Origin of the sequence: Campylobacter sp. 10_1_50 (assembly GCF_000238755.1) — a bacterium.
Taxonomy (GTDB): Bacteria; Campylobacterota; Campylobacteria; order Campylobacterales; family Campylobacteraceae; genus Campylobacter_A; species Campylobacter_A concisus_R.
Map to the genome: position 1 here is coordinate 194800 of NZ_JH414887.1, position 23466 is coordinate 218265.

Annotated in this window: 15 protein-coding genes; 9 read left to right on the forward strand and 6 right to left on the reverse strand. The window is 40.1% G+C overall.

What is annotated here, in order from left to right; translation table 11 throughout:
* Entirely contained in the window at window positions 1-1269 is a 1269-nt protein-coding gene (gene murA, locus HMPREF1019_RS00960; protein WP_009293798.1) for a UDP-N-acetylglucosamine 1-carboxyvinyltransferase, read from the reverse strand.
* A gap of 138 nt (window positions 1270-1407) precedes the next feature.
* On the opposite strand from murA, the gene HMPREF1019_RS00965 reads away from it, so the two are divergent.
* From HMPREF1019_RS00965 to HMPREF1019_RS00980, 4 genes are read left to right on the forward strand one after another with little or no spacing between them, the layout of a single operon-like run.
* On the forward strand, window positions 1408-2088 hold the full coding sequence (locus HMPREF1019_RS00965; RefSeq protein WP_009293799.1) for an NlpC/P60 family protein: 681 nt from the start codon (window positions 1408-1410) through the stop codon (window positions 2086-2088).
* Window positions 2072-2647 carry a rhomboid family intramembrane serine protease gene (locus HMPREF1019_RS00970; protein WP_009293800.1) on the forward strand — a complete coding sequence of 192 codons (576 nt, stop codon included), beginning with the start codon at window positions 2072-2074 and terminating at the stop codon, window positions 2645-2647. The genes HMPREF1019_RS00965 and HMPREF1019_RS00970 overlap by 17 nt, the downstream gene beginning before the upstream one ends.
* A complete protein-coding gene (locus HMPREF1019_RS00975; protein WP_009293801.1) occupies window positions 2634-3446 on the forward strand; it encodes a ferritin-like domain-containing protein in 813 nt (270 codons plus the stop codon). Before HMPREF1019_RS00970 ends, HMPREF1019_RS00975 begins: the two co-directional genes overlap by 14 nt.
* On the forward strand, window positions 3443-3940 hold the full coding sequence (locus HMPREF1019_RS00980) for a SixA phosphatase family protein (protein WP_009293802.1): 498 nt from the start codon (window positions 3443-3445) through the stop codon (window positions 3938-3940). The genes HMPREF1019_RS00975 and HMPREF1019_RS00980 overlap by 4 nt, the downstream gene beginning before the upstream one ends.
* Window positions 3941-4564: 624 nt before the next feature.
* Here HMPREF1019_RS00980 and HMPREF1019_RS00985 read toward each other — a convergent pair.
* From HMPREF1019_RS00985 to HMPREF1019_RS01005, 5 genes are read right to left on the reverse strand one after another with little or no spacing between them, the layout of a single operon-like run.
* Window positions 4565-5053 (reverse strand): hypothetical protein, encoded by a 489-nt coding sequence (locus HMPREF1019_RS00985; RefSeq protein ID WP_009293803.1) that lies wholly within the window; start codon window positions 5051-5053, stop codon window positions 4565-4567.
* A 4-nt stretch (window positions 5054-5057) separates the two neighbouring features.
* Window positions 5058-6404: a TolC family protein gene (locus HMPREF1019_RS00990; protein WP_009293804.1), complete on the reverse strand. Its 1347-nt coding sequence runs from the start codon at window positions 6402-6404 to the stop codon at window positions 5058-5060.
* Window position 6405: 1 nt separating this feature from the next.
* Window positions 6406-8334, reverse strand: a complete 1929-nt coding sequence (locus HMPREF1019_RS00995; protein ID WP_009293805.1) for a MacB family efflux pump subunit — start codon at window positions 8332-8334, stop codon at window positions 6406-6408.
* Complete coding sequence (locus tag HMPREF1019_RS01000) at window positions 8335-9531, reverse strand: efflux RND transporter periplasmic adaptor subunit (protein ID WP_009293806.1); 1197 nt, start codon at window positions 9529-9531, stop codon at window positions 8335-8337. It abuts the gene before it with no gap.
* 53 nt (window positions 9532-9584) lie between these two features.
* Window positions 9585-11618: an ATP-dependent helicase gene (locus HMPREF1019_RS01005; protein ID WP_009293807.1), complete on the reverse strand. Its 2034-nt coding sequence runs from the start codon at window positions 11616-11618 to the stop codon at window positions 9585-9587.
* A 65-nt stretch (window positions 11619-11683) separates the two neighbouring features.
* Between HMPREF1019_RS01005 and pbpC the strand changes: the two genes are divergently transcribed.
* The 5 genes from pbpC (at window position 11684) to HMPREF1019_RS01030 (ending at window position 23351) form a co-directional block, all read left to right on the forward strand.
* Window positions 11684-13852, forward strand: a complete 2169-nt coding sequence (gene pbpC / locus HMPREF1019_RS01010) for a penicillin-binding protein 1C (RefSeq protein WP_009293808.1) — start codon at window positions 11684-11686, stop codon at window positions 13850-13852.
* A 1-nt stretch (window position 13853) separates the two neighbouring features.
* On the forward strand, window positions 13854-18977 hold the full coding sequence (locus HMPREF1019_RS01015; RefSeq protein WP_009293809.1) for an alpha-2-macroglobulin family protein: 5124 nt from the start codon (window positions 13854-13856) through the stop codon (window positions 18975-18977).
* A gap of 119 nt (window positions 18978-19096) precedes the next feature.
* Window positions 19097-21721, forward strand: coding sequence for a valine--tRNA ligase (locus tag HMPREF1019_RS01020; RefSeq protein ID WP_009293810.1), 2625 nt, complete (start codon window positions 19097-19099; stop codon window positions 21719-21721).
* Window positions 21721-22677 carry a methionine ABC transporter ATP-binding protein gene (locus tag HMPREF1019_RS01025; RefSeq protein WP_009293811.1) on the forward strand — a complete coding sequence of 319 codons (957 nt, stop codon included), beginning with the start codon at window positions 21721-21723 and terminating at the stop codon, window positions 22675-22677. Before HMPREF1019_RS01020 ends, HMPREF1019_RS01025 begins: the two co-directional genes overlap by 1 nt.
* On the forward strand, window positions 22677-23351 hold the full coding sequence (locus tag HMPREF1019_RS01030; protein ID WP_009293812.1) for a methionine ABC transporter permease: 675 nt from the start codon (window positions 22677-22679) through the stop codon (window positions 23349-23351). Before HMPREF1019_RS01025 ends, HMPREF1019_RS01030 begins: the two co-directional genes overlap by 1 nt.
* Window positions 23352-23466 lie beyond the last annotated feature (115 nt).

Sequence of the window (23466 nt, forward strand, 5' to 3'; positions counted from 1 at the left end):
TTACTCCTCAAGCCTAACTATCTTTGCCCCAAGGCTTTTAAACTTCTCCTCCAGCCTCTCATAACCTCTATCGAGGTGATAAATTCTATGCACCAAACTCTCGCCATTTGCGATAAGAGCGGCTAGTATCAGCGCTGAGCTTGCTCTAAGGTCAGTTGCCATGACATCAGCTGCATTTAAATTTGCAGGGGCATAAACGCTTGCGATGTGACCATTTAACCGGATATCAGCGCCCATTCTAGCTAGCTCACTAACGTGCATAAAGCGGTTTTCAAAAAGCCTCTCATCTATCGTGCTAACGCCATTTGCTGCAAGACAAAGCGCCATAAACTGAGCCTGCATATCGGTTGGAAAGCCTGGATACTCAGTCGTTCTTATCTCAACTGGTTTTATCTCATTTGCCGGCAAAATCGTGATCTTATCGCCGTCTATTTCGATGCCAAAGCCCATCTCTTCAAATTTATTTAAAATGGCTGTCATGTGCGCAGCATTCGCCCTTGTGACTGAAATTTTGCTATTTGTGATAGCTCCAGCGCAAAGGTATGTGCCAGCCTCGATCCTATCAGGGATAACCTCGATATCGCAAATTTCAAGTAGTTTTTGACCACTACCAGTGATCTTTAGCTCGCTCGTGCCTATGCCTTCGATCTTAACACCACTTTTAGCCAAAATTTCACAAATTTGCACCACTTCAGGCTCAAGCGCGACGTTAAAAAGCTCTGTCGTGCCGTGCGCTAGCGCTGCTGCCATGATGATGTTTTCGCTGCCAGTTACGGTGATCTTATCAAAAACTATCTTTGCGCCTTTTAGACCATTTGGTGCGGTTGCGACGACGTAGCCTTGCTTTATCTCGATATTTGCACCCATTTTCTCAAGTGCGCTTAGGTGCAGATCAATAGGTCTTTGTCCGATCGCACAGCCTCCAGGAAGGCTCACTTCGCAGTGTCCAAAGCGCGCTAAAAGAGGACCCAGTGTCAATATAGAAGCGCGCATCTTTCTAACGATATCGTAGTTTGCCGTGGTCGAATTTACGCTGCTCGTGTCGATACTTAGTGAGTTTTCATCTTTAAATTCGCACTTTGCTCCAAGATTAACAAGCAACTGGCAAAGCGTCTTTATGTCAGCGACATTTGGGATATTTGTTAAATTTATCTTATTTTTAGCAAGTAGGGTTAGGGCGATGATAGGTAGGGCGGCATTTTTGGCTCCGCTGATCTTTACTTCGCCGCTTAATTTGGCATTGCCTTCTATTTTTAGATAGTGCATCATTATTTTTTGCCTTAAGAAAATATATTTTTTGCCGATTATATTGTTTTTAAACTTAGAGTAAAGAAAACAGGGCGCTATTTTCGCTTTATTTACATTTAAGAGTTAAAATTACGAAAATTAATTATTTTGGATAAAAATATGTTAAGTTTAATAAACAAAAGAATATTTTTTGCACTTTGTGTTGCACTTTTTACAGGTTGTTCTTTCACTTCAAACGAGCCTAAAATCCCACAAAATGACTACAATCAAACCGCCTCTACAAATGGTGACTTTAGCAGACAAACTTCAAGTGAGCTTTTAGACGAAGATGACGGCAGAGCTGATAAAGAATTTGGTTCATTTTTTAAAAAATACTTAAATACTAGAGCAGGGGGCGACTGCTCAGGCTTTGTATCTATCGTAAATGCAAAATATAAAAATATGTATTTTGATGAAAAAACTATCAATAACTACTACAGCAAGGGCGGCAGAAAGTCAAAAGCCATCTACAACTTCTATGAAAGCCAAAATTTAATCACTCATAAAAATCCAAAAAAAGGCGATCTTATCTTCTTTTCAAACACCCTTGGCAAAGGCATACAAAAAAATAAAGACAAGAAAAACGTCACTCACGTTGGCATCGTGACAGCCATACTTCCAGACGAGACGGTGAAATTTATCCACAACTCTGGCGGCAGGATAATCCACAGTTATATGAATTTAAAACAAAAAAACACGCACCTAAAGGGCGACAAAGAGATAAATAGCTACGTTGTAAGGTGCTCAAACGCTAGCTGCCTAGCGGCAAACAGATTTGCTGGGTATGGCAAAGCTAAGTAGCCCAGCTACATTTGCGCTTATCCTTTTAAATTTAGCTGCATTTTTTGGCGTTACCTTTTTGCACTCGCGTGAGCTATGGCTCGCGCTTGGCTTAAACATCTATTTTTTAGAAAAACTCTATCTATTTCAGCCCTTTACATCTTTCTTTATGCACGCAGGCGCAGGTCACTTGCTCATGAATATGCTCTTTTTATATCAAGTTGGCACGATGAGCGAGCTGTATCTTGGCACGAAGAAATTTATCATTTTTTATATCATTGGCGGCGTTTTGACGCAAATTTTAAGCTTTATTTATATATATTTTGCATTTGAAAATGAGAAATTTATAAATTTAGTCGGTGCAAGCGGCGCTTTGTGTATGCTCTTTGGCATGCTGGCGACCTCGATGCTTTACTCAGACAAAAAGGCATGGTTTGGCTACTTTGCCATCGTTGTTGCCATGAGCTTTTTACCGCTACTTATGGGCATAAATGTCGCATGGTACGCGCACTTTATAGGCTGGGGCATTGGCTGTTTGTATGCTAAATTTTACTTAAAGAGAGCAGATGAGATTTTTTGATGAGATCTGGGACATTTTAAACGAAGGCGACGTGGAGCTTAAATTTTTAAAATTTGAGCTCTTTTACGAGAAATTTAGATCAAATTTAGATATTTGCTTTGATGAAATTTCTGCGCCAAATGAGCTAACTACACCGTGCTACGCTAAATTTTGCGACGTCGTTAGCATGAAAGAGCTAAACAAAAAGGTAAAGCCAAAAGATAAAAACCTAAATTTCATCCACTCAGTCGCTCACATCGAATTTAGCGCCATTGACATCGCGCTTGATGCTTGTTATAGATTTAGAGGGCTGCCAAGGGAGTTTTACGAGGACTGGCTGGAGGTGGCTGAGGATGAGATCAGGCACTTTTGTATGATAGAAAATTTACTCACAAAGCAGGGCGGCAGATACGGCGAGCTAAGCGTGCATGATGGCCTATTTATCGCACTTCAAAAGACTTCAGATAGGCTCACTAGCCGCATGGCGCTACTGCCAAGATATATGGAGGCAAACGGGCTTGATGCAAACGCTCATATCATCAAAAGACTACAAGGCGAGGGCGGGCAAGAGGAGCTCATTGAGTGCCTAAAAGTCATCTTAAAAGAGGAGGTCTCTCACGTTTATAAGGGTGATAAGTGGTTTAAATTTGCCTGCAAAAAAGAGGGCGTCGATGAGAAAAGCTACTTTGACATCATCTTAAATTTATATCCAAATTCATTTAAAAGCATGAGAGAGATCAACGAAAAAGACCGCTTGAAGGCTGGATTTAGCGAGGAAGAGCTTAGTTGGATAAAGAATTTCTCAAAGGAGAGATCATGAGCAAAATTTATTTTATAAGGCACGCAAAAGCTGTTGATGAGAATAAAGACGGCGCAAAAGACGCTTTAAGAGAGCTTAGCCCAAAAGGAAAAGAAGACGCTAAATTTATGGCTAGCAGGCTAAAAATGTATGATGTGATGCCAGGAGCTATATTTTCAAGCAGTGCCAAAAGATGCGAGCAAACAGCAAAAATCATCGCTAAAACTTTAAAATTTAAAGAAAAATCCATAGAGATAAAAGATGAGCTTTACGATATAAGCTTTGAAGATCTTTTGGAGTTCGTAAGAAATTTGGATAAAAATTTAGATGAAATCTTCATCATCACGCACAATCCAAGTGTGACTGAAATTTGCGAATACCTAAGCGACTCATCGATCGATAATATCCCAACGTCAGGCATTTTTTGCATAGAATTTGAGTGTAAATTTAAAGAGCTAAAAGAGGGCAGTGCAAAAGCTTTGTTTTTTGACCACCCAAAGAAACATCAAAGATAAGTTTTATTAAAAATCCGCAAATTTATTCATTGCATTTTGACAGGCACAAAGAACATCTGTTTATTTGATTTTTCAAATGCAAGTTTTGCTTTTGAACCAAAAATCTTTTTCTACTCAAATTTTAAAATTTATCACTCCAATTTTTAAAATTTAATCATTTCAAGTTCAAATTACTAAGCATAAAAGCAAATTTAAAATCAACCATAATTGCAATGCCAAAATACGATAAAAGGTAAAATACAAGGTATTTTATATATTTTGTATTGAAAACTACAATTTTCAAATTAATATTTTAAAATCATTATTCTGCTCTTTTGAAAGTTTTAAATGGCTAGATTTGGCTATGTTTTGCATTTTATCTTTTGTGTGATCTAAATTTATCCATTAAATTTGACGCAAAAATATCTGTAAGAAAATTAGTTAAATTTTACACTTTTCAAAAATTGTAAAATTTGCATTTATCTTATACGTAACTTAAAATTTGATCTACCCTATTTTGAAAATGTGAGCAAAAGCTATATGTGAGCAAAAGCTATATTTGGAGTTTGTTGTTCTTGCTTTTAAACGCAGAGCACTAACCTTGCAAAAACTGCGATAAATGTACATAAAGCGCTCGCTCAAGAATTAAATTTTATCGTCAAAAAGTGTGCGGATATCTAGTGTGTAGTTTTTAGGCATAAAGATTGGTGAGTCTAAAATTTCAAGCAAGCCATCATCAAATGAGAGAAATTCCACTACTCTTTTGCGATTGTTGTCAGTCTTTATGCTCATATCAGCTAGCCGCACTACCTTTACGATCTGCATTTTATCTGCCGTCCATTCAGAAAAAGCTAGAAATTTAGAGTCCTCTGAAAACAAAAAGCAAGCAGTTGCTCTCTCGCTAAGTAAAATTTGATCGGCGATGTCATCTTTAACTAAATTTTTATCCATTAATGACGTTTTTGCGTGGTTTGAAGGCTCATTTTTTAAATTTAGACAGTGCTCGCTATTTATAAAAAGTCGTAACTCGCCAAGGGTTGGAGCGCCCATAGCGACCTCGCAACCTTCAAATTTAGCGCTAAAATTGCCATCACTGCTACACGCATTTGCCTCGTAGTCCCAAGCTGAGCTCATAAATTTACCTATTAAATTTGCCAGCCATGGCTTTGTAGATATTTAGCTCATCTTGTAAAAGCGTGTATTTTGCTTTTAGTAGCCCTATTTTAGCCTCTAGCTCGCTATTTTTAGCCTCTAAAAACTCTTTTAGCTCGACCTTGCCGTAAGAGTATTTTAGCTCGTAAATTTTTGAAATTTCCTCGTAGTTTTTTATCTGCTCTTGGTAGTTTGCAAGTAGTGCTTCGTCGGACAAATAGCCTTTGTAAAATGCGTCTATCTCGTTTAATGCGCTATTTAGAGTGCTTATGTAGTTTAGCTTTGCAAGCTCGAAATTTGCCTCGCTAACCTTTAAATTTGACTTTAGCTTAGAATAGTTTAAAAATGGTAAATTTAGAGCGATGTTGCCATTTAGAAATTTAAGGCTAAAGGCTTCCTCTTTTTTGTCGGTGCTGCTTTTGAGACTGGCTCCTAGCGTGATGCTTGGATAAAACTCTTTTTTGCTCGATTTGTAGTTTAAGATGCCCTCTTCTATGCGGTAAATGGCCGCTCTTAGATCAGGTCGGTTTGCTATGGCGCTTGCTGGCACATCTAGATCAACGCCCACTCTTTTAACGGGACTTAGCGTGAGGCCTTCAAATTTAAGCTCAAATTCTGGCCTCTCATTTAGTAAAATCCTAAGCGTTTTTTTAGCACTCACAAGCTCTTTTTTGGCACTTTCTATCTTATTTTGAGCGCTTAAGAGCTGCGAGTTTATCTGCTTTAGACTTAGCGCCTCCTCTTTGCCAAGTTTAAATTTAAGCCCAACTATCTCATTTAGCTTATTATAAATTTCTAAAATTTGCTCATAAGTTTTTATGCTCTCGTTTAGATATAAAATTTGAAAATAAGCGTCTGCCACGGAGTTTATGACGCTTAGTTTGCTAGCCTCCAGATCAAATTTAGTAGCATCCGCTTCAAACATCGCTGCGTCTTTGCTGTTTGCTAGCTTTTGCCAAAGATCAAGCTCGTAGCTAAGCCCTATGCTTGAGCCAAAACTTCTAGTGACCGCGCCGCCCTCTTTTATGTTTTTGCTGCTTGTTGCCTCAAAACCAGCGTTAAAGCTTGGGATTAAATTTGCCTGCAAAACGCCAGCTTGAGCAAGCGCTTTATTTACATTTATTGCCGCTTTTGCAAGGTCGGTGTTGTTTTTAAGCGCAAGCTCTACAAGTTCATCAAGGTAGCTTTGATGATATTGCTTCCACCAAGAAGTGTCTAAATTTAGCTCAACACTGGCGTTATCTTCAAGTAAAATTTGTTTGTAGTTTTCATCTATATTTTTAACAGCGCAGCCGCTTAAAACGAGCACTAAAGCTAGGCTTAGAAATTTCATATTACTCCCTTGAAAGCGCATCTATTGGATTTAGTTTTGAGGCGTTTTTAGCAGGCATATAGCCAAAGATGATGCCAATAGCCATCGACGTGACAAGTGCAAGCACGATCGAGCCGTTTGAAAAGATCATACTAAAGCCGTTTAAGAAGTTGTTAAAGATGTAGCCAATGGCGTAGGATAGGACGATGCCGATGGCTCCGCCAATTAGGCAAAGTAGCACCGCCTCTATCAAAAACTGCTGCAAGATGTTGCTCTGTCTGGCTCCGATCGCCATTTTTATGCCTATCTCTTTGGTGCGCTCGGTGACTGAGACCAGCATGATGTTCATCACGCCTATGCCCCCAACTACGAGCGAGACGACGGCGATGCTTGAGATGAGAAGGCGCATGGTTGAGATGGTCTCTTCGATCGTTTGCTTGATGCTGTCTGAGTTTCTTGTAAAAAAGTCCTTTTTGCCGTGCTTGATCTCTAAAAGCTCAGTTAGTGTTTTTTCGGCGATTTGCGCATTGACGCCCTCATTTACTTTGGCGGTGACCGAGCTTATAAATTTATCTCCAGTGACCTTGTTTAGCACGGTCGTGTACGGGGCGTAAATTTTAAGCGTGTTTGAATCGCCCATCTTAAAATCATCCTTTTGCAAAACGCCGATAATGCGAAGTGGCTTTTTGTTAAAAAGTATGATCTTGCCGATAGGGTCATCATTTTTAAAGATGCTATTTTTAGTGTTTTGATCGATTAGTGCGACTGAAGCTGAGTTTAAAACCTCGTCTTCATCGTAAATTCTGCCCTCTTCTAGCTTTAGCCCATTTACGTCAAAGCTCCCTACTCCGCCACCTTTTAGGCTCGCACTTAGCGAGATATTTTCATAGGTTAGCACGCCTGAGGTGCTTGTATTTGGCGTGACTGAGTCTAAAAAGGACTGCTTGGCAAGCATGTTTGCGTCGCTTATGGAGAGCGTTTTTACCTTGCCTGAGAGCATATCTCCAAAGCCTTTACCAGGCATGATGTCGATCGTGTTTGTGCCGATCTTTCTGATACCAGCTAAAATTTGCTCCTGCGAGCCTTTGCCAAGGGCAACGACGCTAATAACTGCTGTAATGCCAATTATAATGCCAAGCATCGTTAAAAGCGATCTTAGTTTGTGTGCTAGCATCGCATTTACCGACATTTTAAAGCTCTCAATTAGCTGGTCTTTATAGTAGGTAAATTTACTCTTTTCTGGCTGGGTTTGCTTTGCGGCCTCATAAATTTCGCTACTTTTGACATTGTCACTTACGATGTTGCCATCTTTTATCTCTATCACTCTACTCGCATACTCTGCGATCTTTGGGTCGTGCGTGACGATGATGATGGTATGACCTTTTTTGTAAAGATCAACTAAAATTTCCATCACCCTTAGCCCGCTTTTGCTATCAAGCGCGCCAGTTGGCTCATCAGCCAAGATGATCTCGCCGCCATTCATCAGCGCCCTTGCTATGGAGACCCTTTGCTGTTGTCCGCCTGAGAGCTTATTCGGTAAATTTTTCGCTTTTTCGCTAAGACCAAGCGAGCCAAGAAGCTCATTAGCTCTTTTCTCTCGCTCGCTCTTGTTTGCCCCTGCGTAGATGCTTGGTAGCGCTACGTTTTCAAGGGCGTTCATCGTGCTAAGCAGATTATATCTTTGAAAGATAAAGCCAAATTTATCTCGCCTAAGTTTAGCAAGTGCGTCGCTATCAAATTTTGATATTTCTTTGCCATCAAGCAGGTACTGCCCACCACTTGGGCTATCCAAGCAGCCAAGGATGTTCATCAGGGTTGATTTGCCAGAGCCAGACTGACCGATGATAGCTATAAACTCGCCCTTTTTTATCTCTAAATTTATGCCATGCAGGATCTCTATCTCATTGTCACCTAGCTTAAAGCTTTTAGTGATGTTTTTTAGGCTTATCACTTAAAACTTCTTATGTTCTTTTGCGATCATCTTAGCGATCTCGCTTGATGAGCCTTGAGAAGTGATGATCTCATCGCCTTCGTTTATACCGCTGATGATCTGCGTATCGAGGTTGTCTTTTATACCAGTTTTGACCGCTGTTTTTACAGCTTTGCCATCTTTTAGCACATAGACAAAAGTGCCGTTTTCATCTTTTTTGATGCCGATGCTTGGCACGATGATGGCGTCCTTTACATTTGCTATTAAAAGCTCGTTTTGTGTGGTCATGCCTATTCTTAAAATTCCATCTTTGTTATCAACGATGCTTTGCGCGTAGTAATAAACCGCCGAGCTGCTGCTTGAGCTACTTGAATATGAAGACTTACTGCTGCTACTTGAGCCGTAGCTACCATCACTTAGCGTAGTAAGCCCCGGGTCGATCGAGCTAACAGTCGTTTGAAATTTCTTCGTTGGCTCAGAGAGGATCGAGTACTCAACAGGTGTGCCGACTTTGATCTTTGTGATGTCGCCCTCTGCTATTTGCATCTTCATCTTTACATGGCTAAGATCAGCGATATTTACGATAGTTGGCGTAGTTTGGTTGGCATTTACAGTCTGACCCTCCTCAACCTGCACGCTTACTACGGTGCCATCTCTTGGAGCGGTGATCTTTGTGTAGCCTAAATTTATCTTAGCGGTGCTTAGCTCGATATTTGTCTGCTTGATCTGAGCTTCAAGCTCCTTTATCTTGGCGCTATTTGCACTATATGTGTTTTTTGCGCTTTCAAATTCTTGCTTTGAAGTGGCGTTTTTAGAAAATAGTGCATTTTCTCTATCAAACTGCGTTTTAGCGATATTTAGAGCCACCTTCGTGCTTTCTAGCTGGGCTTTGTAGATGGCAAGCTGTGCTTCTTTATTATCGATACTATTTTGCTGGGTCGAGCTATCGATACTTGCGATCATATCGCCCTTTTTTACCTGATCTCCAAGCTTAACATATAGCTTTTTTATCTGACCGCTCACCTGTGCGCCCACGTCGATTAGCTCGGTGGCGAAAATTTCTCCAGTTGCATCGACTTTCTTGCTAAATGAGCCCTTCTTTGCCTTTTTGGTGATAAACTCCACCTTTTCATCTTTTATATTAAAAAATTTATCGTAGATAAAGTATCCACCGACGCCTAAAATAAGCAGGATTATTAAAATTTTAGTTTTTTTCATCGCTTCTCTTTGTAAAAAATTGGTAAATTCTACTTCACAAGAGTAAATACTCTTTAAGCTTCCTCTTTTGCCATGCCAGCCTCTATCAAAAATCTGCTTGGCTGATAATTCACCTTCTTTATCTTGTCGTATTTTGCATAGCTAAGATATAGCTCATCTTTAGCCCTTGTTACTGCTACGTAAAAGAGACGCCTCTCTTCTTCTAAGCTGCCACCCATGCTCATTAGCTTTAAATTTGGAAAGCGGTTTTGCGCGAGATCGACGATGAAGACTTGGTCAAATTCAAGCCCCTTGCTCGCATGCACGCTAAGCAAGCTAACGCCCTGCCCTTCGCTCATCTCGTTGCTTCCAAGGGCTAAGAAGTTATAAAATTTACTGATATCTTGATACTTTTTAGCTAGCTCGCTTAGCACCACGCTCTTTGCCATTATGCGCTCTTTGACCTCTTCTTTGAGCGCCAGATCGACGTTGCCATTTTTTAGAGTTGCCCTTTTTGTGCTGATGTTTTCGACGATTAACGAGTAAATTTTGCTAGTTTTTATCTCATTTATCATCGTGGCTGGCTTTGAGATATTTCTCATGCCTCGTAAAAAGTTGTAAATTTCATATAAAAACTGCGCCCCACTCTCGCTTAGCTTTTGTAGTTTTAGCACAGGGTGACCTAGAAATTTATCGCTAAAGCCAAGCTTAGAAAACCTTGAAACTTCGGCAAATTCATCAAGGTCGTCAAAAAGGCCTAGCTGGTAGTTTCTCCTTTTGTTTGATGAGATATTTACGCTCTCATCTGGCTCAAGGATCCCTTTTATCAAATTTCCATGCCCAAGCTTAAGAAGTGCGTCAAAAATTTCTTTGCTAACTGCGCTGCCAACGCCTTTTGCGTATTCGCAGATGTGGATAAATGCCATTATATCTTTTGGATTGACATAAATTCCCATGATGTCGATGAGTGCCTTGATCTCACGGCTCTCAAAAAAGCTCACCCCACCCTTTCGCTTTGATCCGATGCCTCGCTCTTTTAGCGCGACCTCGATGCCGTCCGCTGATGAGTTATTTCTAAAAATTATGGCGATATTTTCTCTATTAAATGGCGAAAATGAGATGATATCAGCGATATTTTGATACTGATCAAAAAGCTCGTTATAGACAAGCAGTCTTGGAGGCTTGAAATTTCCCTCACGACTAACCGTGAGGTGCTTTTCATAAAGCCTTGGGTTGTTATTTATGACCTTATTTGCAAGAGCAAGTATGCTTGAGCTTGAGCGGTAATTTACATTTAAAGCGTAGATATTTGCGTTTGGGAAGCGATCTTTAAATGAGCCAATGATCTCGATATTTGCGCCGTTAAATGCGTAGATGCTCTGGTCAAAATCGCCCACGCAAAAGAGACTCTTTGTCTTAAATGCGTCTATTAGGCTGCCTTGAAGGGTATTTGTGTCTTGATACTCGTCGATCAAAATTTCATCATAAGCTAAATTTGCCCCATTTTTTAGCTCGTCGCGCATTTTTATGAGAAGATCGTTAAAATCAGCGTAGGCAAATTTAGCCTTTTCAGCCTCAAACTCCTCTAAAACATCTTCATAAATTTCAGCATAAACGCCCTGCTCTTCGCTCTTTGCACTTATCCATTTGCCAAAAGTTGTGCCTTGCTCGCTGTTTTGAAAGAGCGAGTAAAGGTCATATAGATATGCCCCGCCGTAAGGTTTGACGTCGCTTAAATGGTAAAATTTACGCCTCTCAACAAGGCTTTTTAAAAGCGTCTTTAGCTCGCTTGGCTGCTTTAGCGTGACGCCTTTATCAAGGCTTTTTAAAAGCGAAAATGAGACCGAGTGGAAGGTACCTGCGGTGATTTTGGAGGTGATTTGTTTATCAAAATACCTATTTAAGCGCTCAATCATTTCGCTGGCTGCTTTGTTGGTAAATGTTAGAAGCAAAATTTTCTCAGGCTTTACGCCTAAATTTAGTAAATGAGCGATGCGAGCGACAATCGTGCTAGTCTTACCAGTGCCAGCTGAAGCGATGATGAGATTGTGTCCAAATGGCGCAGTTGCGGCAGTGTATTGTTCTTTGTTTAACCTAGATAAGGGCATTGTTTCCTCTTTTTTAAAAAGGTCTAATTATAGCTACTTAAACTTTAACAGCTATAATCACGCGGATGAAAAAGTTTAAATTTTTAAAATTCCTTGCCCTATTTTTGGCTCTAATGGTCGCTATTTTTTTGATACTGGATCAAATTTATCCACTAAATTTAGATGCGCTTAAAAAAGATGAAGCCAAAATTTTGCTTGATAAAAATGGCGAGATCATAAATATGAAGCTTAGTAGCGACGGAATTTGGAGATTTCACGAGCAAAGCTTCCCAAACTCGCTAAAACAATGCGTCGTTCTCTTTGAAGATAGATACTTTTACTACCATTTTGGCGTAAATTTTGCCTCCATTTTTAGGGCATTTTTTCACAACCTAAGAAGCGACAACCGCATAGGCGCTAGCACTATCACGATGCAAGTGGCAAGAATGCTTGAGCCAAGTGATAGAAGCTATAAAAACAAGATAAGAGAAATTTTTAGAGCATTTCAGCTTGAACTGCACTTTAGCAAGGATGAAATTTTAAATTTATACCTAAATTTAGCCCCGTATGGTGGCAATATCGAGGGTGCAAAGGCGGCAAGCTTCTTTTACTTTGGCAAAGAGCTAAACGAGCTTAGCTACGCTCAGGCCGCACTTTTAAGCACGATCCCTAAAAATCCAAATAAAAATAGACTTGATAGAGTTTCAAACATAAATGCCCTAAAAAACAGGGTCATAAAGATGCTTTATAAGGCAAATTTAATCGACCTTAGCACCTTTAAAAGAGCTCAAGCTGAGCCATTTAAAAATGTAAGGATAAGAGCCGTCGTAAATGCAGGCGACTACGCAAATGTCGCTTTTAAAAACCAAATTTCAAAGGCGAACTTGGATCTAAATTTACAAAAAGATATGCTTAAAATTTTAAAAGATGCGATGTTTTCGCTAAAGGCTAAAAATGCAAATAACGCCGCAGCCGTGGTCATTGATAATAAAAAAATGAGCGTTGTTGCCTTCATAGGCTCGCACGATGAGCGCGCACGCGACGGCAAAAACTCAGCCTTAAATATGAAGCGAAACACCGGCAGCACGCTAAAGCCTTTTATCTACTCGCTAGCCCTTGATAGCGGGCTTATCACGCCAAACTCGCAGTTAATAGATACGCAAATTTATATAAATGAATATGTGCCAAAGAACTTTAGTAACGACTTTTTGGGGCTTGTAAGCGCAAAGGACGCTCTAAATTTTAGCCTTAATATCCCAGTTATAAATTTAGACTTAAAGCTAAAAGATAACTCGCTTTATGAGCTACTTGAAAAGGTAAATTTAGTTGATGAAAACAAGGAGTTTTACGGCTCTTCGATAGTTTTAGGCAGCGCTGAGATGAGCCTGATTGATCTTGCGCATCTTTATACGATATACGCAAATGGCGGGGTTTATATGCCACTTGAGTTTGCGGGCAAAAGCTACAAAAATGAAGACAAAAATATAACTCTCATATCGCCTCAAAGCGCCTATCTAACTGCTAAAATGATGAGCGAGGCCTCAAGATCGTATCTAAAAAACGCTTGGCAATACGCGCAAAACACGCCAAAGATCGCCTTTAAAACAGGCACAAGTGCAAACTCACGCGATCTTTACGCCATTGGAGTTGATGAGGACTACACAATAGCCGTCTGGGTGGGCAACTTTAACGCCGAAAAAACCGACAAACTAACTGGGCTAAATGACGTCTCAAAGATCGTTTTTGATATGTTTAAGCTCATCGCTCAAAAAAGAAATTTAAGCTTTATGAGCGAGCCAGAGGGCATTGAAAAAGTGCCAACATGCCTTGATGCTTTTAGCTATGAGACGTGCAAAAAAACGGCACTTGATGATAGGATAGTTGGAGTTAAACTGCAAGATAAGTGCGAGAGTTTAAGAGGCGAGGAGCTTGAGTTTTTGATAAAAAATGGCTTTTTAGACAAAGACGAGGTCAAAAATAGCCCTTGCGCTGAAGTTTTTAAAGATAAAAAGCCAGTTTTTGCCTATCCGTATAACGGCGAAGAGATCGTAACAGATGAAAATGTAACACAAATTATGCTAAAATGCTACGCGTTTTTAGGTGATGAAATTTACCTGAAAGTAGATGATTTGAACTTTTCTAAGATAGAAAATGCGAGCGAAAAAAGGCTAGATCTAACTCTTGGCGAGCACACTTTAAAATGCCTTGATCAAAACTCAAATCAAAGTGAAATAACAATAAAACTAAGGAGATAAAATGCAGCAAAAAGCGCTACTTCTAGCACTTTTAGGAGCAGTAAATTTATATGCTTTAAGCCTAGATGGCACCGCCGAGGTAAAGTCGCCTTTAAGCGTGGAATTTGGGCTAGAAGATGATGTTAGTAAAAATCTCATAGGCACGCTAAGCGATAAAAAACTCATCTCGTGCGAGCCAGCGCTAAGTGGCACGGTGAAATTTAACGCTCAAAGCCTTACACTCTTTACAAAAGATATGCACGCAGGCGTAGAGTATAGCTGTAAGCTGGAAAATGGCAGCAGTGCTAGCTTTGAGACGAAAGAATTTGCGCTTGAGAAGATAGAAAAGCTCTCTGATAGCAAATTTATCCTTAAATTTAATGACGAAGTTAGTGATGAGCTTGTAAAAAAAATAGCCGTAAAAGGTGCAAGCTTTAATGCCTTACAGCTCTCTCAAAACAGCTTTGAGCTTGATCTTGATAAAAATATAAGCGAGCCTACTTTTGAGTTTGGAGAAAATTTTGAGAGTAAATTTGGCGCTAAGCTAGCAGGCGATGGCGCGATTAAATTTAGTGAGCAAGCAAGCAGTGAGAGCGTAAATATAAATGCTGAGGCAAAAAGCTTTGAGATAGCTAAAATTTATCCAACAAGCCTTGATAACGGCATCTTGGCATTTAGAATTTATCTAAAAGAGTGGCTAAGCGATGATAATAATCTAAAGAAATTTATAAAGATAAAAGGCGTAAAAAGCTTTAGCATAAGCGACGTGGCATATAAAAATGATGATGAAAACGGCGCTCCAAATTCTGAACTTGAGGGGTATGATTATTACATCGATATCACAAGCGATGAGTTTAAGCCACAAAATAGCTACGAGATCACGATAAAACCTGGCTTTGGAGATGATAGAAATGTCGTAAGAGAGGCCAAAACCTACGAGGTGGTCGCTAGTAACTTCACTCCATTTGCAAATTTCACAAACGAAGAGCCTTACATCTCAAGCGTGGGCGAGATCGGCATTAGAAGTGCAAATTTACCTGAGCTAAATGTGAGCGTTGAAAAGTTAAGCGATCAAAATTTTAGATACTTTTTAAATTTCAACGACAATAGCGAAGATCTAAGCAATTTTAGCTCAAAAGTAGCAAGCAAAAGCTACAAGCTAGAGGGTGCGTTAAACGAAATTTCACTAAACAAGATCAAGCTTGACTTTGCAGGAGCAGGAGACGGCGTCTATAAGATAAGCTTAAACTACGGCAAAGATAAGAGCGTCTCAAAGGTCGTCTATCTAAGCGACATCGCCATAAATGCAAAGCTTGGCAAGGATGAAATTTTCGTCTTTGCAAACCGCCTTGGCGAAAACACAATGCTGCCAAACACAAATGTAAAAATTTTTGGCAAAAGAAACGAAGAGATCGCAGTTGGCGCGACAAATGACGTTGGCGTCTTTAAATTTAACAAAAAAGATATCTACAAAGAGATCTCATCAATAGTCGTCTCACTTGGCAAGGAGCAAAATTTCCTCATCATAAAAGATGGCGAAGCGCTAAATGAGGCAAAGCTCATCAGCCAAAATCCAAGCGAGAGCATCGATGCTTACACGCATTTTGCCTCAAATATCATAAGACCAAACGAGAGCTTAAAAGGGGCTATCTATCTAAGAGATAGGGACTTTAACCCACTTAAAAATATGCCAGTTAAGATCAAATTTATCGATCCACAAGGCAAAAGTAGCGCCCAGATCACGCAAAATACAAATGATGTTGGCATGATAAATTTTGAAAAAGAAATTTTAAGTGATCTAAGCGGTAGATTTAACATGCAGATAATCTACGCTAGCAAAGTGATAGCAAGCGTGCCATTTTACGTCGAGAGCTTCGTGCCAAACAAGATAAAAAATGACATAGCCATAGACGCGGATAAATTCTTTTCAAATGAACTAGTAAAGGTAAATTTGACAAGTAGCTATCTCTTTGGCGGAGCAGCTAGCGACCTAGCTGGCAGCATGCAGGTTAGCTTCTTTGACGATGAGTATAAAAATAGCGAATTTAAAGAGTATAAATTTAAAAATGACACCCTAAAAGCGGCTGCTTATCCAAGCATAGAAAATGATCTAACTCTTTCAAAAGATGGCAAATCAAGCCAGATGATAGATCTTAGCTTTAACACCAAAAACGCACCATCAATAATAAAAGGCGTCATAAATTTCAATGTAAATGACGATGGCAAAAACGTAAGTGACGCAAAAAGCTTTACACTCTATCCTTACAAAGATATGGTTGGCATCGCTGCTAGCACGGCATTTGCTGATCCAAACGAAGATGTAAAGATAAGAACAGTCGTTGTTGATATGCCAAGCCAAAAGCCAGTGAAGTCAAATTTGAAATTTGATATAAAACGTGTCACATGGCAGTATCAAAGGGACGCAAACGGCTATATAAAATGGATCCAAACGCTTGAAGATGTGGATAGTTTTTATAAAAATAGTGGCGAGTTTAGCTATAAATTTACGCAAAGTGGCTCATACGTCATCACTGCTACAAATTTAGTAAGTGGCGCAAGTACGAGCTTAGACATCGACGTAAGCGGCTACAACTACTCAACTCTAGCGCCTACAAAAGAGCTTAGTAAGTCTCAAATCAAGCTAAATAAAAACGTCTATAAAAAAGGCGACGAGCTAAGCGCGGACATAAGCTCAGCGATAAAAGAAGGCATCGCACTTGTCACGCTTGAAGACGCGGGCGTCAAAGCCTATAAAGTCGTCAAGATCAAAAACAACTCGGCAAATGTTAAATTTAAGCTAGACTTTGACTTTAACGGCCTTTACGTGAGCGCAAATATCTACCGCATGACTGACGCTGGACTAACTCCGTTTAGAACCTACGGCAAGGTCTATGCAAACGGCGATAAATCTTCAAGAAAGATAGAGCTTAGCTTAGAAGCGCCAAAAAGCGCAAAGAGCGATGAAAATATCAAAATTTCACTAAAAATAAAGCCAAAAGCTTATGTAGATTTGTTTATCACAGATGTTGGCGTGCTTGATATCACTTCACAAAAACCAGCCGATCCGCTTAAGTTTTTTGACAAAATTTTACCTGATGGCGTCTTTGACTACGACATCTATAATATGCTTACAAACTACAAGGTGGAGGGCAAAACGCTAAGCTTTGGTGGTGATGCTGCGGCGATGGCAGTGGCTGCAAAAATGGCAAAGCATGCAAGCCCAGTTGATAGCAAAAATGTAAAAACTTATGCAAATTTAGTGAGCCTTCAAGCAGACGACAAAGGCGAAATTTCATACGAGTTTAAAACACCAAATGGCTTTAACGGCGCCATTAGAGTAGATGCTGTGGCAAATGACGCAACTGCAATGAACGCCGTAAATAGCGAGATAAAAGTAAAAGATGATGTGATCATTAAGCCAAGTGCTTTAGTTTATCTTTTAAAAGGCGATGAATTAAGCGCAAACTTAAGGCTTATAAATACGACAAATGCCGACAAAAACCTTACTATAAACATCGCAACAAGTAAAAATTTAAACATCAAAACGCAAGAAAATGCCAACCTAAAACCATTTGAAAACAAGGCATTTGTGCTTAAAATTTCAGCCCTTGAAACAGGTGCTGGCGAATACAATGTCACAATAAGCGACAAAAATAGCTCAAAAACGCTTCAAAATTTACTTGACGTCGTTAGCCCTTATACGATCAGCACCTACGCAAAGAGCAGCGTCTTTGACAAAGAGAGCAAGATCTCACTACCAAAAGGCTACCACGATGTGAGCGTTGATGCGTCAAGCTCGGTCTCAAGCGTGCTTTTAGCAGCTTCAAAGAATTTAGTAGAGTATCCTTACGGATGCGCGGAGCAAAGAAGCTCAAGACTGCTTGCGCTTTTAAATTTAAAACCAAAAGATGAGCTTGAAAAAAGCGATCAAAAGAGATTTATCGCAAGCGGCATAGATGAGCTAGTCAAGATGCAAAAACCAGATGGCAGTTTTGGCTACTGGAGCGATCTAGGCGAGACAAATGCATTTGCAAGCATCTTTGCAACAGACGTACTTCTTGACCTTAGTGAGGCTGGATATGAGGTAAGTAAAGGCGTCAAACAAAATGCGCTAAACTCTCTTTTAAAATACGCAAACAACGATCTAGAGGCACTTTACGCTCTTTATGTAAGCTCACGTGCAAGTATGGCCGATAGATCAATCTTAAATAAAATTTATGACGACAAAGCCTACAATAAAACAGCACTAAGTAAATACCTAATGGCAGCAGCTCTAAAGCTAAACGGTCTAAATGACGAGGCAAAGGTCGCACTAAAAGATATCAAAAATGCTAAATCAAGCGAAGAAAATCCATCTGATTTTAGCTCAAAAGTAAGAGATAACGCCTTTATCTTATACTTGCACGCAAAATACTTTGAGAAAAACGACTACTCAGACGACCTTGCAAATTTCTTGATAGGAAATTTAAATGAGCTAAGCTCAACGCAGGAGCGTGCATTTACGCTAAGAGCGCTAAATGCCTACTTTGGCAAAGATAGCGGCGAGAAAAATAATAAATTTAAGCTTAGCTACAACGGCGAAAGTAAAGAATTTGACGGTCTTTTAAGCACCTCTTTTACTACAAAAAATGGCGAATTTAGCATCACTCCACTAGGCTCAAATAAGCTTTATGCGACTATCTTAAGCTACGCTTACTTGCCACTTGAGATCAAACACAAAATCGAGCCAAAAGAGCTTGATATCTACCGCGTTTTTGTCGATGAAAAAGGCAAAGAGCTGGGTCTTGACAGCCTAAAAGTAAATGACGTCATCTACTCAAAAGTGGTGATAAACTCAAAAACAATGGTTAAAAATGGCGTTATAAACGAGATCGTAAGTAGCTGCTTTGAGCCGATAAATGAAAATTTAAGCAACTTTAGCAAGAGCTTAAAAAACAGCTTACAAGTTGAGTATAAAAGCGTAAAAGATGACCGCGTGCTAAGCTTTTACACGCTAAGTAGCGACGAAAAAGACGCCGTGCTTTACACACCTTATCGCGTAAGACTTGGTGGTAAATGCTCGCTTGGTGCAGTCACAACTGAAAATATGTATAACGAAAGACAAAACGACTACGACCTAGCCGTGAGAAGCTTTAACGTCAAATAGCTATTTAAACTCCGGGGCGTTTAACCGCCCCAAGCCCATATTTCCCCACTTTTGCAAAGATTTTTTTAAACAAATTTTAGATAACATTAAGCATTTTTTAAACGAAAGAGGATACAAAAGTGGCAGATTTTTACAATGCAAAAGAGATAGAAGATAAATTTTATAAAATTTGGGAAGAACGCGGATATTTCGAGATAGACGCAAACAAAGATATCCAAAAAGATGGACGTAAATTTTGCATTATGATGCCACCTCCAAACGTGACTGGCTCGCTTCACATCGGACACGCCCTAACCTTCACGCTTCAAGATATCATGACTCGCTACAAGAGGATGGACGGCTACAAGACACTTTGGCAGCCAGGACTTGACCACGCTGGTATCGCTACTCAAAACGTCGTTGAAAAGCAGCTTTTGGCTCAAGGTATCAAAAAAGAAGAGCTTGGACGCGAGAAATTTGTAGAAAAAGTGTGGGAGTGGAAGGAAAAAAGTGGTGGCATGATCGTCCATCAGATGCGAAAACTTGGCATCACTCCAGCTTGGTCACGCCAGAGATTTACTATGGATGAGGGCTTAAGAAAAGCTGTGAAAAAAGCCTTTGTAAATTTATACGACAAAGGGCTAATAGTCCAGAAAAACTACATGATAAACTGGTGTACGCATGATGGCGCACTCTCTGACATCGAGGTCGAGCACAAAGAAAATAAAGGCAAGCTTTATCATTTGAGATACTACTTTGCAGACAAGCCAAGCGAATTTGTTGTTGTTGCGACCACCAGACCAGAAACATATTTTGGCGATACGGCGGTAATGGTAAATCCAAACGACAAGCGCTATAAAAATTTAATCGGCAAAAAAGTGGTGCTACCTATCATAAATAGAGAGATCGAGATTATCGCAGACGAGCACGTTGATATGGAGTTTGGAACAGGCCTTGTTAAGGTCACGCCTGCGCACGATCAAAACGACTACGAAGTTGGCAAAAAACACGACCTTGAGTTTATCACCGTCTTTGATGAAAAAGGCATCTTAAACGACAAGTGCGATAAATTTGCAGGTCTTGAGAGGCTTGAGGCTAGAGATATCGTAGTAGCAGAGCTTGAAAAACTTGGCAATGTTGAAAAGATAGAAGACTACGAAAACCAAGTAGGTTACTGCTACCGCTGCAAAAACGTCGTCGAGCCATACATCTCAAAACAGTGGTTTGTCAAAAAAGAGATCGCGGACGAAGCGATACAAAAAGTCTCAGAGGGCCTTGCTAAATTTTACCCGCCGCACTGGATAAACAGCTTTAACGCATGGATGAGAGAGCTAAGAGACTGGTGTATCTCACGCCAGCTTTGGTGGGGACATCAAATTCCAGTATTTTACTGCGACGAGTGCGGTTATATGTGGGCTGACGAGGGAGAGCCGTGCGAGTGCAAAAAGTGCAAAAGTAAAAACATCCACCAAGACCCAGACGTGTTAGATACGTGGTTTAGCTCTGGTCTTTGGCCATTTAGCACGCTTGGCTGGGGCAATGAAAATGAGCTAAAAAATGAAAAATGGTTTGAAGGCGACTTGGCTGAGTTTTATCCAAACAACCTTCTTATAACTGGCTTTGATATATTATTTTTCTGGGTTGCTAGGATGATGTTTCAGGGTGAAAACGCCCTTGGCAAGCTGCCGTTTGACGACATCTATCTACACGCGCTTGTAAAAGATGAGTTTGGCAGAAAGATGAGTAAAAGCCTTGGCAACGTCATCGACCCACTTGATAGCATAAATGAGTATAGCGCCGATATCTTGCGCTTTACGCTAACGCTTCTAGCCGTTCAAGGACGCGACATCAAGCTAAGTGACGCTAAGATGAAGCAGGTAAGAAATTTCACCAACAAGCTTTATAATGCGAGCAAATACCTCATGCTAAATGAGAGTAAATTTGAGAATTTAGAGGATATCAAGCTTCAAACAAAGCTTGGAATTTATATGAATAGCCGCTTTAACGAGTGCGTAAGAGAGGTGCGCGAAAACATCGACGCCTACCGCTTCAATGACGCAGCAAATACACTTTATAAATTCCTTTGGGATGAGTTTTGCGACTGGGGCATCGAGCTTAGCAAGGCTGACAAAGCGAGCGTAAAAGAGCTTGGAAGTATATTTAAAGAGGCGATGAAACTGCTAAATCCTTTCATGCCGTTTCTTTCAGAGTATCTATTTCAAGAGCTTAGCGGCACACAGCTTGAAAATGCAAAATCAATAATGGTTATGAGCTATCCAGAGGCAAGAGAGCGAAATTTAGATGTTGAGAAGAAATTTGAGCTAGTTATCGAAGCGATCGTGGCTATTCGCCGTGCAAAAGCTACCATAGATCTTGGCAACTCAAAGATCGCAAAAGCCTTTGTTAAATTTAACGAAAAAATAGATCTTGACGAAGTCAAAGAGTATATCAAGCTGCTTGCAAAATGCGAAGAGATCGGCTTTGTAGATGAGAAAATCGAAAATTCAATAAGAGATGTGAGCGAAAATTTAGAGGCATTTGTCCCGCTTGAAGGGCTTGATATGAGCGGCATCATCACAAGGCTAAGGTCTCAAAAGACAAAGCTTGAAAAAGAGATAGCCAAACTCTCAGGCATGCTAAATAACCAAAATTTCGTTGCAAACGCACCAAAAGAGGTTATAGAGACAAACAAAGAGGCGCTAGAGAGCGCTGAGGCTAAATTTAAAAAAGTATACGAAGAGTTAGAAGCTCTTGGAGAAAAATAGTGATAAAAATAGAAAATTTAACCAAATTTTATGGTGGCACGCAGATCCTTTTTGATGTAAATTTAGAGGTTAAAAAGGGTGAAATTTTTGCTATCGTGGGGCACAGCGGTGCTGGCAAATCAACGCTTTTAAGGTGCATAAACGGACTTGAAAGCTATCAAGGTGGCAGCCTAAAAGTCTTTGATCAAGAGATAAAAAATTTAGACGAGACGCAACAGAGACATTTAAGGCGAGATGTTGGGATGATATTTCAGCACTTTGCCTTGATGGCTAGAAAAAATGTCTTTGAAAACGTCGCTACTCCGCTTAAATTTTGGGGTTATAAAAGCGATGAAACTGAAAAAAGAGTGAGAGAGCTTTTAAATTTAGTCGGTCTTGAAAGCAAGGCAAAGAGCTATCCAAGCGAGCTAAGCGGCGGTCAAAAACAGCGTGTGGCGATCGCTAGAGCACTTGCTTTAAATCCTAAAATTTTACTAAGCGACGAGGCGACTTCAGCTCTTGATCCAAACACGACAAATCAAATTTTAGAGCTGCTTGAAAAGATAAACAAAGAGCTAGACATCAGCGTCGTCATCGTCACTCACGAGATGGAGGTAGTAAAATCGATCGCAAAACGCGCGATACTGCTAGAAGGCGGCAAGATCATAGGCTCTGGAAGCATCGAAGAGCTATTTTTAAAGCCAGATGAGAAGATGAAAGAGTTTTTGGGCGAAGTTGAAATTTTGCCAAGCACTGGCACAAATATTAGGCTATTTTTCCCAAAAGAAGTGGCTCAAAACAGCGTGATCACGCACATGGCAAGAAGCCTAAATATCGACTTTAACATAGTCTGGGGTAAGCTTGAGAAGCTAAATGACAACGTCCTTGGCTCACTTGTCATAAACATAGATGAAAAAGATAAAGAAAACGTGCTTAACTATATCAAGCAAAGTGGCGTTTTGTGGGAGGTTGCTTGATGTTTGATATTGATTTTTCTAAATTTCCAGATGTTTTTTCTAGGATACTTTTACCAGCTATCGGCGAGACGCTATATATGAGCATAGTCTCTACCCTACTCGCCTTTGCTATAGGTCTCATACCTGCGGTTTTACTCATCCTTTCAGACAAAGACGGGCTAAAGCCAAACAAGCAGCTTTATTTTGTGCTAGATATCGTTATAAACGTGCTTAGAAGCTTTCCATTTATCATTCTCATCATCGTGCTCTTTCCGGTCACAAAAATGATCGTAGGCACAAGCATCGGCACCACAGCTGCGATCGTTCCGCTAACTATTGGCGCGGCTCCATTTGTGGCAAGACTCATTGAAAATGCACTAAAAGAGGTTGATAAAGGCATCATCGAAGCTGCTCAAAGCTTTGGTAGCTCGAAATTTCAGATCATCTTTCGCGTGATGTTTGTAGAGGCGCTTCCTGGCATCATCTCGGCATTTACGCTAACGCTTATCGTAAATATCGGCTTTTCAGCGATGGCTGGTGCAGTTGGCGGTGGAGGACTAGGATCTGTCGCTATAAACTACGGATATCAGAGATTTCGCCCAGATATCATGCTCTACACAGTGGTTATTCTTATCATTATGGTTCAAATTTTTCAAGTTTTAGGCAACTATCTCTATAAAATTTCAAAAAAATAATGCCACATTTTTTATCTGATTTTAAGCTTTTTTCCTTAAAATTGCAAAATTAATTTTAGCTGAAAGGACAAAAGATGAAATCAGATATGTGCCAGATGTGCCGCCTACTAAAAAA

Coding starts and splice junctions, on each gene's coding strand:
- murA (WP_009293798.1), bottom strand. CDS start 1,269: ATGATGCACTATCTAAAAATAGAAGGCAATGCCAAATTAAGCGGCGAA.
- HMPREF1019_RS00965 (WP_009293799.1), top strand. CDS start 1,408: ATGTTAAGTTTAATAAACAAAAGAATATTTTTTGCACTTTGTGTTGCA.
- HMPREF1019_RS00970 (WP_009293800.1), top strand. CDS start 2,072: ATGGCAAAGCTAAGTAGCCCAGCTACATTTGCGCTTATCCTTTTAAAT.
- HMPREF1019_RS00975 (WP_009293801.1), top strand. CDS start 2,634: ATGAGATTTTTTGATGAGATCTGGGACATTTTAAACGAAGGCGACGTG.
- HMPREF1019_RS00980 (WP_009293802.1), top strand. CDS start 3,443: ATGAGCAAAATTTATTTTATAAGGCACGCAAAAGCTGTTGATGAGAAT.
- HMPREF1019_RS00985 (WP_009293803.1), bottom strand. CDS start 5,053: ATGAGCTCAGCTTGGGACTACGAGGCAAATGCGTGTAGCAGTGATGGC.
- HMPREF1019_RS00990 (WP_009293804.1), bottom strand. CDS start 6,404: ATGAAATTTCTAAGCCTAGCTTTAGTGCTCGTTTTAAGCGGCTGCGCT.
- HMPREF1019_RS01000 (WP_009293806.1), bottom strand. CDS start 9,531: ATGAAAAAAACTAAAATTTTAATAATCCTGCTTATTTTAGGCGTCGGT.
- HMPREF1019_RS01005 (WP_009293807.1), bottom strand. CDS start 11,618: ATGCCCTTATCTAGGTTAAACAAAGAACAATACACTGCCGCAACTGCG.
- pbpC (WP_009293808.1), top strand. CDS start 11,684: ATGAAAAAGTTTAAATTTTTAAAATTCCTTGCCCTATTTTTGGCTCTA.
- HMPREF1019_RS01015 (WP_009293809.1), top strand. CDS start 13,854: ATGCAGCAAAAAGCGCTACTTCTAGCACTTTTAGGAGCAGTAAATTTA.
- HMPREF1019_RS01030 (WP_009293812.1), top strand. CDS start 22,677: ATGTTTGATATTGATTTTTCTAAATTTCCAGATGTTTTTTCTAGGATA.